Annotated in this window: 13 protein-coding genes; 12 read left to right on the top strand and 1 reads right to left on the bottom strand. The window is 69.6% G+C overall.

The annotated features are described in order from the left end of the window. Positions 1-6: 6 nt before the first annotated feature. From H036_RS23835 to H036_RS0119470, 3 genes are read left to right on the top strand one after another with little or no spacing between them, the layout of a single operon-like run. Complete coding sequence (locus H036_RS23835; RefSeq protein WP_157417669.1) at positions 7-807, top strand: enoyl-CoA hydratase/isomerase family protein; 801 nt, start codon at positions 7-9, stop codon at positions 805-807. 44 nt (positions 808-851) lie between these two features. Then, positions 852-2,006: an acyl-CoA dehydrogenase family protein gene (locus H036_RS0119475; protein WP_017936489.1), complete on the top strand. Its 1,155-nt coding sequence runs from the start codon at positions 852-854 to the stop codon at positions 2,004-2,006. 19 nt (positions 2,007-2,025) lie between these two features. Then, a complete protein-coding gene (locus H036_RS0119470) occupies positions 2,026-3,042 on the top strand; it encodes a DUF2889 domain-containing protein (protein WP_198290030.1) in 1,017 nt (338 codons plus the stop codon). 12 nt (positions 3,043-3,054) lie between these two features. Here the strand turns inward: H036_RS0119470 and H036_RS0119465 are convergent, their stop codons facing one another. Next, positions 3,055-3,732, bottom strand: a complete 678-nt coding sequence (locus H036_RS0119465; protein ID WP_017936487.1) for a TetR/AcrR family transcriptional regulator — start codon at positions 3,730-3,732, stop codon at positions 3,055-3,057. Between the two features lie 107 nt (positions 3,733-3,839). Here H036_RS0119465 and H036_RS0119460 point away from each other — a divergent pair, with 107 nt between their 5' ends. The 9 genes from H036_RS0119460 (at position 3,840) to H036_RS0119420 (ending at position 12,826) form a co-directional block, all read left to right on the top strand. Continuing rightward, positions 3,840-4,976: an amidohydrolase family protein gene (locus H036_RS0119460; protein WP_017936486.1), complete on the top strand. Its 1,137-nt coding sequence runs from the start codon at positions 3,840-3,842 to the stop codon at positions 4,974-4,976. 6 nt (positions 4,977-4,982) lie between these two features. Then, positions 4,983-6,191: a thiolase C-terminal domain-containing protein gene (locus tag H036_RS0119455; protein ID WP_017936485.1), complete on the top strand. Its 1,209-nt coding sequence runs from the start codon at positions 4,983-4,985 to the stop codon at positions 6,189-6,191. Beyond that, positions 6,191-6,637: a Zn-ribbon domain-containing OB-fold protein gene (locus H036_RS0119450; protein ID WP_157417667.1), complete on the top strand. Its 447-nt coding sequence runs from the start codon at positions 6,191-6,193 to the stop codon at positions 6,635-6,637. Before H036_RS0119455 ends, H036_RS0119450 begins: the two co-directional genes overlap by 1 nt. Beyond that, a complete protein-coding gene (locus H036_RS0119445; protein WP_017936483.1) occupies positions 6,634-6,855 on the top strand; it encodes a hypothetical protein in 222 nt (73 codons plus the stop codon). The genes H036_RS0119450 and H036_RS0119445 overlap by 4 nt, the downstream gene beginning before the upstream one ends. Then, positions 6,852-7,484, top strand: coding sequence for a PaaI family thioesterase (locus H036_RS0119440; RefSeq protein WP_198290029.1), 633 nt, complete (start codon positions 6,852-6,854; stop codon positions 7,482-7,484). The genes H036_RS0119445 and H036_RS0119440 overlap by 4 nt, the downstream gene beginning before the upstream one ends. 111 nt (positions 7,485-7,595) lie before the next feature. Then, a complete protein-coding gene (locus H036_RS0119435; protein ID WP_017936481.1) occupies positions 7,596-10,037 on the top strand; it encodes a CaiB/BaiF CoA transferase family protein in 2,442 nt (813 codons plus the stop codon). Between the two features lie 99 nt (positions 10,038-10,136). After that, positions 10,137-11,063: an acyl-CoA thioesterase gene (locus tag H036_RS0119430; protein ID WP_157417665.1), complete on the top strand. Its 927-nt coding sequence runs from the start codon at positions 10,137-10,139 to the stop codon at positions 11,061-11,063. After that, on the top strand, positions 11,060-11,524 hold the full coding sequence (locus H036_RS0119425) for an acyl-CoA thioesterase (RefSeq protein WP_017936479.1): 465 nt from the start codon (positions 11,060-11,062) through the stop codon (positions 11,522-11,524). The genes H036_RS0119430 and H036_RS0119425 overlap by 4 nt, the downstream gene beginning before the upstream one ends. A gap of 126 nt (positions 11,525-11,650) precedes the next feature. Beyond that, positions 11,651-12,826, top strand: a complete 1,176-nt coding sequence (locus tag H036_RS0119420) for a thiolase family protein (protein WP_017936478.1) — start codon at positions 11,651-11,653, stop codon at positions 12,824-12,826.

The raw sequence follows: 12,826 nt of genomic DNA, 5'->3' as shown, positions 1-12,826 counted from the left end.
GGTGGGATGTCTGAAGCGGTCGACGTCGCCGACACGGCGCAGCGAGGATTCCTGGAGGAACGCCGCGGCGCGGTGCTGCGGCTGACCTTGGACCGGCCGCAGCGGCGCAACGCCCTGACGGTCGATCTGGTCGCCGGGCTCGCCGACCGGATCGCCGCCGTACGCGACGAGCGCGACGGCCACGACCCCGTCCGCGTGGTCGTCCTTGCCGGTGCCTCGCCGGTCTTCTGCGCGGGCGGCGACCTCACCGATCTCAGCGAGGTGGCGAGCCACGGGCCGGCGGCGGTCACCGATGTGGTCTATCGCCACTTCCAGCGGCTGGTCGCCGAGCTGCTCGGATCCCCGGTGCCCGTCATTGCTGAGATCGACGGCGCGGCTCTCGGTGCCGGCCTGGACCTGGCGATGGCCTGCGACTTGCGGGTCGCGACGACGCGATCGACCTTCGCGAGCTCGTGGATCGGTGTCGGCCTGGTCCCCGGCATGGGCGGCGCACACCTGCTCACGCACGCCATCGGTGTCACCCGCGCGAGGGAGATGGTGCTGCTCGGTGAGGCAATCTCCGCCCAGACCGCTCTCGAGTGGGGCCTGCTCAACCGCGTCGCGGCACCGGAGGATCTCCCCGCGGCTGTCGACGCCCTGGCGCAGCGGCTCGCGTCGCTGCCGGCGACAGCGCTCGATCGCAGCAAGGCGAGTCTGAGCCGCGTCGTGACGCCCGGCCTTCACACGGAGCTGGCGACGCTGGGGTCCGTCCAGGGCGCCCTTCTGACCAGCAGCGATTTCCAGGAGCGGACCGCGCGCTTCCGCTGAGCCGCGCCGCTCCGACCCCAACCACCCGACCCAGGAGACAAGCCATGAAGTCGACCTTCTACACCGAAGAGCACGACGCGTTCCGCGCGATCGTGCGTGAATTCGTCGAGCGCGAGGTCAAGTCCAACCTGGCCCGTTGGGAGGACGAGCGGCTGATCGACCGGCAGCCGTGGCTCGCCGCGGGCAAGCAGGGCGTGGTCGGGATCCCGTTCCCCGAGGAGTACGGCGGCGCGGGTCAGAGCGACTACCGCTTCCGAGCCATCGTCAAGGAGGAGCTCGCGCGGGTGAACGCGACCTCGCTCGACGGCGCGTTCGGCATCAACGAGGACATCGTCGGCTGCTACATCGCCGAGCTGGGCACCGAGGAGCAGAAGGCCAGGTATCTGCCGGGGATGTCATCGGGCGAGATCGTCAGCTCGATCGCGATGACGGAGCCCGGCGCGGGCAGCGATCTCCGGGGCATCCGGACCAGTGCGGTGCGCGACGGTGACGAGTGGGTCATCAACGGCAGCAAGACCTTCATCACCAACGGGATCAGCTCGGACGTCGTGGTCGTCGCGGCCCGCACCGATCAGACCGAGGGCCGATCGGGTCTGAGCCTGCTCATCGTCGACACCGGTACGCCGGGGTTCGAGCGGGGCCGCAAGCTCGACAAGGTCGGCATGCACGCGCAGGACACGGCGGAGCTCTTCTTCGACAACGTCCGGGTTCCCGCCACGAACCTGCTGGGCACCGAGGGTCGCGGGCTCCCGCACCTGATGGAGCGGCTGCCGCGCGAGCGGATGTCGATCGCGTGGTACGCCATCGGATCCGCTGAGGCCGTGCTCGACTGGACCATCGACTACACCACGAACCGCCGTGCCTACGGCGCGCCGATCATCGACCTGCAGAACACCCGTTTCGCGCTCGCCGAGATGCAGACTGAGCTGGACGTGACGCGTGCCTTCCTCGAGGCGGCGACGCTCAACCTCAACGCCGGCGAGCTGACGGCGGTCGACGCGGCGAAGGCGAAGTGGTGGTCGACCGAGCTGCAGAAGCGGGTGACCGATCGGTGCCTGCAGCTGCACGGCGGCTACGGCTACATGATGGAGTATCCGGTGGGTCGCGCCTTCATCGACTCACGGATCCAGACCATCTACGGCGGGACCACCGAGGTGATGAAGGAGATCATCGGGCGCGACATCGCCGCCGCCCGATGATGACCGGAGAGGGATGCCGATGAGTGCGATCTACGTGCCCGAGGAGCTCACGCCGCGTGGGCCGGCGGACGCGACCCCCGCGCGCCGGCCCGGCTCGCTGCGCCGTACGACGACGATCGACATGACCTGGTCCGATGGCCTCGGCACCGACCTCTGGCTCGCGGGCCGTGGTCGTGACCTGCTGACCCCGGAGCGCGGCGCGCCGGTGGTGCTGCACGAGGAGCGCGTCGACGTCGACGTCTCGCCGGGTCGCAAGGTGTTGCACTTCGCTCTTCGCGCCGCGCCGGACGGGGAGCCGCGCGAGATCGACGAGCTGGTGGGCAGCGGAGCGATGGGCGGCTTCCGGGCGACGGTGGCCGACCAGGTCCCGGAGCTCCAGGACCCTGGACGGCCCTCGAGCCTGCTCGTGGACGACACCCCGGGAGCGACCCTGATCAGCGGCTTCGCCGCAGCCCAGTGGATCCCCGTCGAGCGGCTGCTGGAGATCAGCCAGGCCAAGGGGCACACCCGGCCTATGGTGGGGATCTGTACCGGCTTCATGCCCGGATCGAGCGGGCTGGCGCCCGACGGAAGCTCTCGGTGGACGCATCGGACCTGTGCCGTCCGTCCCCTCGCCGAGGACCCCGATCCGTGGGCCTGGCACGAGGTCGCGGAGATCAGCGAGATGTCGATGCGACGGATGCGGCGTATCGACGTCTGGCTGGAGGGCGAGCTGATCCGGGTGGACGCCATGTTCCAGGACTCCGCCACCACGCCCGACGGCGGTCGGGTCGCCGTCCACGAGTACGGGCTGACCGCAACCGCCGGTCTGCGCACGGGCGAGCTGCTCGAGGTGATCCCGGAGCCACGGGTCCTTCCGTACGCCGAGTGCCCGCTCGCCACCCGGCAGGTTCACCGCCTGGTCGGCGTCCCGCTCGCCGACCTGCGCGAGGTGGTGCTGACATCGCTCGCCGGAACCGCAGGCTGCACGCACCTCAACGATGCGCTGCGCGCGCTCGGTGACGTGCCCGCGATGGCGCGATCGCTGCAGACCTGACCACCGCGCGGATCAGGGATCCAGCAGCGCCTGCGTCTGCGGCGAGACGCGGGCGGTCAGCAGCGCGGCCCAGCCGTCGACGTAGGTCGCGACCCTGACGTCACTCAGCGGGCTGCCGTTGCGGGCGTGGTCACCGAGGACGTGCAGCGCGGAGACCAGGAACTGGCGGGATCGAGCGCGTCGGACTCGTTCGGGGTGCTTGTCGAGGACCGCATCGATCAGGCGCTCGGCCACCTCGGTGGTGAGGTCGTCGTCGATGCCCGCGGGCCAGTACTCGCTCCGGGCCTTGGGGTCCTCGCTGAGTCGAGCCAGGAAGGGGGCGTACATCTCGCCGCGCCGGATGCTCGAGACCAGTGGATCGACGATCACCGAGACCAGCTCGCGAGCGGTGGCGCGAGCCGGGTCGCGTTCGCTCACCTCGGCCTCCAGTGCGGCCAGTGCCGCCCCCCGCTCCGCCTCGACGCCCGGATGGCGGTAGGCGATCAGGGCTTGGACCAGGCCGGCCTTGGAGCCGAAGTGGTAGCCGACGACCGAGGCGTTCGACTGCCCGGCGGCCTGCTGGATCTCACGGAGCGAGACGCCGTCGATGCCCCTGAAGGCGAAGAGGCGCTCTGCCGCCTCGAGCAGGGTGATGCGGGTCGCCTCGCCGGCCGCGTGCTTGCGCCGCTTGCTGTCCGTCTCCGTGGTCACCGCTCACCTCAAAAAGTTAATGTCACTGTCTTAGAAACTATTGCGCAGGACCCGCACCAGTGCCAACATCTAACTCATTCGCACGGATTGAGCGTGGAGGTTTCGCAATGGCAAAGATGTGGACCAACTCGGGTGACTCGCACTTCCTCGAACCCGAGGACGTGTGGTCGGCCCGACTCCCGAAGGCTATGGCGGATCTGACGCCGAAGTCGCTGAAGGACCCTGACGGCGAGTGGGAGACGGTCTCGGTCGACGGCCAGACCTTCCGGCGCAAGCTGCCGACCTCGGCGGCGGTCAAGTTCGTCGAGGAGAGCAACAAGCCGCAGGGCGTGCGTGACCCGGTCGCGCGGCTGGGTGACCTGGACAAGGAGGGTGTCTGGGGCGAGGTGATCTTCCCGAGTCTGGGGATGTGGGCCTCGACCTTCCGTACGCCGGAGCTGCTCAAGGCCTGCATGCGTGCCAGCAACGAGTATGCGCTCGAGGAGCTGGTGCCGGTCTCGGAGCGGTATGTCGTGACCGGTCAGGTCTCGACGTTGCGGGTCGAGGACGCGGTCTCGGAGATCGAGTGGCTGGCGGAGCACGACTTCAAGGCCGTCTTCTTGCCCACCACGCCGCACCCGAGCGCGCCGGACTGGCACCGTGATGACTGGGAGCCCTTCTGGGCCATCTGCGAGAAGTCGGGCATCATTCCGGCCTTCCACATCGGCACCGACCCGGTCGACATGACGTCCGGCGGCGCCGGCCAGGTCTACCGCGGTCCCGGCGGCGCGATCATGAACTACACCGAGACCACCTTCTCGGGCCAGCGCGCCGCGATGAAGCTGGTGGCATCCGGTGCGCTGGACCGTCACCCCGATCTCAAGGTGCTCATCTCCGAGGGCGGCGCGACCTGGATCCCGTTCCTGGGCGACCGGCTTCTCGAGGGCTACCGCCAGCACCACATGGCCGTGCGGCCGAAGCTGACGCGTGACCCGAAGGAGATCCTGATGACGCAGATCTTCGCCTCCTTCCAGCACGACGAGACGGCAGTCGCCGCCAACGAGGCGATGGGCTACAAGAACGTCATGTTCGGCTCGGACTACCCGCACATGGAGGGCACCTTCGGGCACACCCAGAAGACGCTCGAGGGCCTGTTCGCCGGTGCGCGGCCGGAGACGGTGCAGCGCGTCACGCAGGGTGCCTTCTACGAGCTGTTCCCGCACGTCCCGCCGGTGCCCGCCAGCACCGAATGCATCCAGGGCTGATCCGGCGTGACCAACGGATTGCGCGACGTCGCGATCGTCGGGATCGGCGCGACCGACTACTACAAGCGTGGCGAGTCCTGGCCTCGCACGACGACGGAGATGGCCTGTGAGGCGATCCTCAACGCGTGTGCCGATGCCGGTCTCAGCGTCAAGGACATCGACGGATTCGCCTACTACTCCGGTGCGGGCGCCGGGTACGGCGAGAAGATGGACACCGCCGACTTCATGGAGATCCTCGGCATCGACGAGGTCACCTTCACCGCCTCCCTGACCTCCGGCGGCGGTGGGTCGGCCGGCTCGATCGGCCTCGCCCGGGCGGCGATCGTCGCCGGCGACGCCACCGTGGTGGTCACCGTGATGGCGTTGCAGCAGGCCAAGCAGCGGCTCGGCTCGGTCTTCGCCGCCGCACCGGCCACGCCGACCAACTCCTTCCTGCAGCCCTCCGGGCTCTCGGGGCCGGGCCACCTCATGTCGGTCCTCGCTCGTCGCCACATGCACCTCTACGGCACCACGCGGGACGCCTTCTGCGAGATCGCGCTGACGGAGCGGGAGAACGCGCAGACCCGGCCCAAGGCACGGTTCCGAGGCACCCCGCTGACCCGGGGGGACTACTTCGCGGCGCGCATGATCGCCGAGCCGCTCTGTCTCTACGACTTCTGTCAGGAGACCGACGGTGCGGTCGCGGTCATCACGACCGGCATCGACCGCGCCCGTGACCTCAAGCAGAAGCCGGTCCCGGTCGTCGCGACCGCCCACGGTGGCCGTCGCGAGTGGGGCCGTGCCTTCGGGTGGATGGGGATGCCCGACGAGTACTTCGCCTCCGCGGGGAACAAGCCCATCGCCGAGCGGCTCTACAAGCAGGCCGGCCTCGAGCCGACCGACATCGACGTGGCACTGCTCTACGACCACTTCAGCCCGATGGTCCTGATGCAGCTGGAGGACTACGGGTTCTGCGAGCGTGGTCAGGGCAACGACTTCGTCCTGGGCGGGAACATCCGCTACAGCGCGCGTCCACGAGCCGGGCAGATCCCGGTCAACACCCACGGCGGCCAGCTCTCGGAGGCCTACATCATCGGCATGACCCACCTGCTGGAGGGCGTCGAGCAGATGCGAGGTACGGCGATCAACCAGGTCGAGGGTGCCGAGCACGCACTCGTCACCGGTGGTCCGGCCAGCCTGCCCGTCTCGGGCCTGATCCTTGGAAAGGACGCATGATGGTGCTCGCGACAGCCCTGCCGACCGAAGTCATCAAGATCGCCACCGATCCGACCACGGAGCCGTTCTGGCAGGCGGCCAAGGAGCGTCGTCTCGTGGCTCCCCGCTGCGGCTCGTGCGGCCACTTCCGGCTGCCGCCCACGGCGTACTGTCCCGAGTGCCAGTCGGGTGAGGTCGAGTGGGTCGACCTGTCGGGTCGTGCGCAGGTCTACAGCTTCGCGGTGGTGCATGGCTTCCCTGGCCTCCCGGACATCACGCTGGTGCCGGCCGTGGTCGACCTTCCGGACGCCCCCGGTGCGCGTCTTGTCAGTAACGTCATCGGAGTCGAGCCAGGCACCGTGGAGATCGGGATGGAGCTCGAGGTCGACTTCCATCCGATCAGCGACGGATGGCTGCTTCCGGTCTTCCGTCCCGTTGGAGCCGAGCAGAAGGAGAGCGCCTCGTGAGTGACCACGACGACAACAGCCTGTACGAGAAGCCGCTGGAGTTCCTCCAGAACATCGCCAACAGCGGCGGGTACTGCGACGGCCAGGCGATCATTCCGGCGGCAGACGGCACGCACTACGACTGCTGGTGCTCGTGCGGGGACTGGCGGATCGAGGCACCCACGACCGAGGAGGGTCTGCACGCTGCCCGCGTCCACACCGGAAGCGTGCCGGCTTGAGTCCGTCTGACCCGCTTGCGACGCCGACCCCGGTGCCCTGGAGGACGCGGGCGCCCGGGGGCGGTGCCGACTACGGTCGTGCCTACGGTCGGATGATCGGGTCGCTGCGGACGTTCCTCGACACCCTGGCCGCGGCGGCGCCCGACGCGGGCTCCGCGATGGAGCTGGCCGACGGGCTCGATCGGTGGACGGCGATGCTCGAGCCGATGGCCGTGCCTGAGCGGGAGCGGCCCTACGGCCGGCGCAACGACGTGGTCGGGCGTGGCCAGGTCACCTCTCCGGCGCTGACCGTCGATGCCGGTGACGAGATGGCCATCGTCGGCCGGGTGCGGTTCGGTGACTACTTCCTGGGCGGCAACATGGCCGCCCACGGCGGCACGATCCCGCTCTTCTTCGACGAGCTGTTGGGCCGCCTTGCGCAGTCGGGTGGCCGTACGCCGTGTCGGACGGCCTACCTGCACACCGACTTCCGCTCGATCACGCCGATCGGGCCCGAGCTGACCGTGCGTGGCTGGGTCGTCGAGGAGGTCGGTCGCAAGCGGGTCCTGCGCGGCACCATCCACCACGGCGACGTGCTCTGCGCCGAGGCCGAGGGCCTCTTCGTGGAGCTGAAGCCGGGCCAGCCCTGAGCCGACGTCGTACGGACGAATAGCGAAATAAATCACCGATAACCATTGCCAGAGGTGCCTTGTCTTGGGACCTGTGGCTCGCATCACACGCATCGCCGTGAGGACACGAGAATGACTGAGCACCAGAGCCCGCTCGCGGGCCTCCGCGTCGTCGACCTGACCACGCAGCTGGCCGGCGCCTACTACAGCCAGTTCATGGCCGACGCAGGGGCCGAGGTGATCATGATCGAGGCACCGGGGGGATCGCCGATCCGACGGCTCCCCGGCTGGCCCGGCCTCCTTCGGGGCCGGCGCAGCATCGTGCTCGACCTCGGCGGCGCCGGGGATCGGGAGACGCTGCGTGGCCTGCTGGCCACCGCCGACGTACTGGTCCATGACCTGCGGCCAGGGCAGGTGGCCGATCTAGGGCTCAGCGCCGAGTCGCTCGCGCAGGACTTCCCGCGCCTGGTCGCGGCGCACATCACCGGGTTCGGCGCCGACAACCAGTGGTCGCACTACAAGGGCCACGAGGCACTGGTCAACGCCAAGACCGGCATCATGCACGCCAAGCGCCAGCTGGCCCGCAGGCCGGGGCCGGCCTACGTCTCGGTGCCCTACGGCTCGTGGGCAGCGGCGCACAATGCCGCGCACGGCACCCTGGCAGCGCTCCTCGAGCGTGAGGACTCCGGCCGTGGACAGCTCCTGGAGACCTCGCTGGTGCAGGGCGTGGGCTCGATGGACACGTTCAACTGGTTCCTCGAGATGGTGCTCGATCGCTACCCGGGCGCGTTCATGCCGCAGGAGGGCGCCTACGACGAGCAGCTGCGCCCGAACGCGCCGTTGCTCTACGCGCTCCTGATCGCGCCGACCGACGACGGTGTCTGGCTGCAGTTCGCGCAGACGGCGCCTCGGCTCATGCAGGCGTGGCTCAAGGAGCTGGGTCTGCTGGCCGAGCTGGCGAATCCGAAGTGGGCGGGCTTCCCGGCGCTGCCGACCGCCGAGCTCCGCGAGGAGTTCTGGCTGATGATGATCGACCAGGTGGGGCAGCGCACGCTGGCGCAGTGGCAGGAGACGTTCGAGACCAACCCGGACATCAGCGCCGAGATCTTCCGATCGCCCACCGGCGCCTTCGATCACCCGCAGATCGCGTTCGAGGGTCGGGCGATCACGATCGACCAGCCCGACCTGGGTCCGGTGCGCCAGCCCGCGCCGTTGGTGTTCGCCGAGGGTGAGCCGATCCACTGGCCCTCCCCGGCTCCGGCGATCGGGGCCGACAGCGAGGCGCTTCGGGCCGAGGCGGCCCGAGCCACGACGGACGTCGTGTCGTCCGGTTCCGACCGGCGCGCGCTCCCGTTGGAGGGCATCACGATCCTCGAGCTCGGCACGATGTTCGCCGGCCCCTACGGCGTGACGCTGCTGGCCGACCTCGGAGCCCGCGTCATCAAGGTCGAGAGCATCGAGGGTGACAACATCCGCACCCTCGTGCAGTTCCCCGAGGCCGGCGGTGCGAAGGTGCTCCAGGGCAAGGAGAGCCTGGCCATCGACGCCCACACCCCGGAGGGGCGGGAGATCGTTCGTTCGATCGCGGTCCAGGCGGACGTCGTCTTCCAGTGCATGCGGTCCGGCGCCGCGGAGCGGATGGGCCTGGACGAGGCCTCCCTCAAGGCGATCAATCCCGAGCTGATCTACGTCAACTCCTTCGGCTACGGTCACGACGGCCCCTTCGCATTCCGCCCGGCGTACGCGCCCTCGATCGGGGCCTGCAGCGGCATCGCCCACCTCGAGGCCCGAGGGCGCACCGGCGCACCTCGGGACCGGGACGAGCTGCGCGCGATGGCCCCGATGCTGCACGCGGCGCACGCCGTTCCCGCTGTGCAGGCGGACGGGGTCGCCGCCGTCGCTGTCGCCTCGGCCTTGATGCTTGCGATCTACGCGAAGCGGCGCAACGGAACCACCTTCACCGGTCTGACGACCTCGATGTTCGGAAGCGCACTGAACTGCCTCAACCACATCAACAACGAGTACGCCGGAGTGAGCCCGGCGCCGATCGCCGACGAGGAGTTCTGGGGTCTGGGCGCCCTCTACCGCCTCTACCCGGCCGCGAGTGGCTATGTCTTCCTGGCGGCCGCGGAGCCGGGGGAGTGGCAGGAGCTGGTGACGGCGATGAAGCCCTACGTCGAGCTCGGCTCCGATCCGCGCTTCTCGACCGAGGAGTCGCGGCAGCGGCACGATGCCGTCCTGGCCGAGGTCCTCGGTGGTGTCTTCGCCGGCAAGCCGGCCAGCGACTGGGAGGAGGAGCTGACCCGGCAGGACGTCGGCTGCGTCGAGGCGGCCGAGGCGTCGGCCGAGAAGCTCATGCAGGGCGACGACTATGTCGCGGCAGGGTTCGTCGTCGAGGCGGTCAGCCCGATCTTCGACGAGCATCGCCGGCTCGCTCCGATGGTGTCGTTCTCCCGGTCCACGACCAAGGCGGATGCCGGCTGCACCGTCGGCCAGCACACCGATGCCATCCTGACCGAGTTCGGCTTCGCCGACCGGATCGCCGCGTTGCGCGAGCAGGGCGTGGTCGCCTGACAACGCACCCTGGCGCCCGGCAGAGTGGGTTTGCTACGGGACTCGACCTGTCCTAAAGTGCAATGAGTTAACTGTATTTGCCCGAGGGTTGGAGCGTGCGTGGCGAGAACTGGTTGGGTGGAGCATGGCCGCGACGTGGACGGTGAGGAGAGCGTCACGGCCCTGCGTAGCGTTCCCGAGATGCTCGCGCTCGAGCCCGCGGGGACCGATGCCTTCAGGTCGGTGCACCCCTCGCGCAGCTCGACCTGGTTCTTCGGCGGCGAGGTCGCCGGGCAGGCGTTCATGGCGGCGGCCCTGACCTGTCCCGACGATCGCCGTGCGCATGTCGCCAACTTCCAGTTCCTGCGGGCCGGCGATGCGACGCTGCGGACCGACTATCGGGTCACGCGCGTACGCGATGGCGGCAGCTACACCAGTCGCGCCGTCGAGGCGTGGCAGGGCGATGAGCTGCTACTGACGGCGTCGGTCTCGTTCCATGCCGAGGAGTCCGGATCGCTCCGGCACGGGTGGGGCGGCGACGCGTCCGAACGCGTTGGGCTCCCCGCTGCCCACGAGCTGTACGTCGGCGACGACGAGTTCGAGCGCTGGCGCGCCGGGGTGAGCGCCGAGCGGGGCGTCGAGTACCTCTTCGAAGGGCCTCCGGTCCGCGTTGCGGGCGCCCGTGGCGAGTCCGTGCCCGCCTCGCAGCGGGCCTGGCATCGTATTTCGGCTGTGGGCGGCGACGACCTTCGGCTGAACGAGGCTGCGCTCGTCTACGTGTCCGATTGCCTGTTCCTGTCGGTCGCGCTGGGGCCTCACGGCATCACGTACGGCACGCCGGGCCTCCAGTTCGCCACCCTCAACCACTCGGTCTGGTTCCACGCCCCGATCCGCGTCGGCGAGTGGTTCTGCTACGACCAGCGATCGCCCTGGGCGGGCGGGGGCCGAGGGCTCTGTCGGGGCGAGATGTACGACGAGCGCGGCGTCCTGCTCGCGACGACGATGCAGGAAGGCCTGCTGCGGCTTCGTGGGGAGGCGCGCCGATGAGCGCGCTCGAGGTGCGGCTTCAGCTGCGGGCCGAGGATCTCGGGGGCCAGACCGGGCACGTCTCCAATGTCGCCTACCTGCGCCTCATCGACGAGGCGCGCCATCGCATCTTCGGCGTCACGCCGCCCGGAGGCGACCGATATGTCGGCGGGATCTTCGATGCGCTCGAGGACCGCGCTCGCTATGTCGTCGCGCAGCAGGTCCTGGAGTACCGGCGCGAGGTCTTCTGGCGGGCTCAGGAGCTCACCGTGCGGTTGTGGTTCCCGCGGGTCGGCACCCGGAGCGCGACCATGGCCGCGGAGATCGTCGATGCCGAGATGGCCGAGCCGAGCGTCGTAGCGGAGGCCGAGACGGTCTTCGTGGGCCGCGATGACGGTCGTGCCTGGGCCATCGACGAGAAGGTCCGCGAGCTGTTGGAGCGCTACGACGGACCTCGGCCGGTGCTGCGCGCCAGACCCTGACGCCGCCACTCCGCGGGGTCCCCGGTGGGTCCATCAGGCGAGTCGCCAGGCGGGTTGCGCGACGGATCGCGCAGGCGTAGATTGCGAAATAATCATCTTACTAATAATCCCGATTGGATCAGACCTGTGACCTCTGCCGTCATCGTCGACATCGTTCGGACCGCGTCCGGCAAGGGCAAGCCGGGTGGGGCGCTCTCCGGCGTCCATCCCGCCGAGCTGCTGGCAAGCACGTTGCGCGCCCTCGTCGAGCGCACCGGGATCGACCCGAGCCTCGTCGATGACGTCATCACCGGCTGTGTCGGCCAGTACGGCGACCAGGCTCAGAACATCGGTCGGACCGCGCTGCTGGTGGCGGGCTTCCCGGTGAGCGTGCCCGCGACGACGGTCGACCGTCAGTGCGGCTCCTCCCAGCAGGCTGCGCACTTCGCCGCTCAGGGCGTCATCGCGGGGGCCTATGACATCGCCATCGCCTGCGGCGTGGAGTCGATGAGCCGGGTGCCGATGGGCTCCGCCCGTGGCACCGGCGACCCGCTCGGCCCGCTGGCGCAGCGCTTCGCGAGCCTGCCCAACCAGGGCATCGGCGCCGAGTTGATCGCCGCCCGTTGGAAGCTCGACCGCGAGACCCTCGACGCCTATGCCGCGCAGTCGCACCAGCGCGCTGCGGCGTACGGTCAGGCTGGCGGCTTCGACAAGGACATCGTGCCGATCACGCTGCCCGACGGGGCGATCCACACGGTCGACGAGACCGTCCGCGCCTCGACCACCGCCGAGGGGCTCGCCGGGCTGAAGCCCTCCTTCCAGACCGAGGCGATGTCGGCGCAGTATCCCGAGATCTCCTGGTCGATCACCGCCGGCAACGCCTCGCCGCTGACCGATGGCGCCTCGGCGGCTCTCATCATGAGCGAGGAGCGCGCGGCCGCCCTCGGGCTGACGCCCCGGGCGCGCTTCCACAGCTTCGCCGTGGTCGGCGACGACCCGGAGATCATGCTGACGGGTCCGATTCCGGCGACCCACAAGGTCCTGGCGAAGTCGGGTCTGACGATCGACGACATCGACGCCTACGAGGTCAACGAGGCCTTCGCGTCGGTGCCGCTCGCCTGGGCCCGGGAGTTCAACGCCGACCTCGAGCGGCTCAACCCGTTCGGCGGCGCGATCGCGCTCGGTCACCCGCTGGGCGCCTCCGGCACCCGTCTGATGAGCACCCTGCTCAATCGCCTCGAGACCACGGGCGGCCGCTACGGCCTGCAGACGATGTGCGAGGGCGGCGGGATGGCGAACGCCACCATCATCGAGCGGATCTGA

Source organism: Nocardioides sp. Iso805N (assembly GCF_000364605.1).
Classification (GTDB): domain Bacteria; phylum Actinomycetota; class Actinomycetes; order Propionibacteriales; family Nocardioidaceae; genus Nocardioides.
Note: the sequence above shows the minus strand (reverse complement) of the source record. Positions and strands in the feature narration are given on the sequence as shown.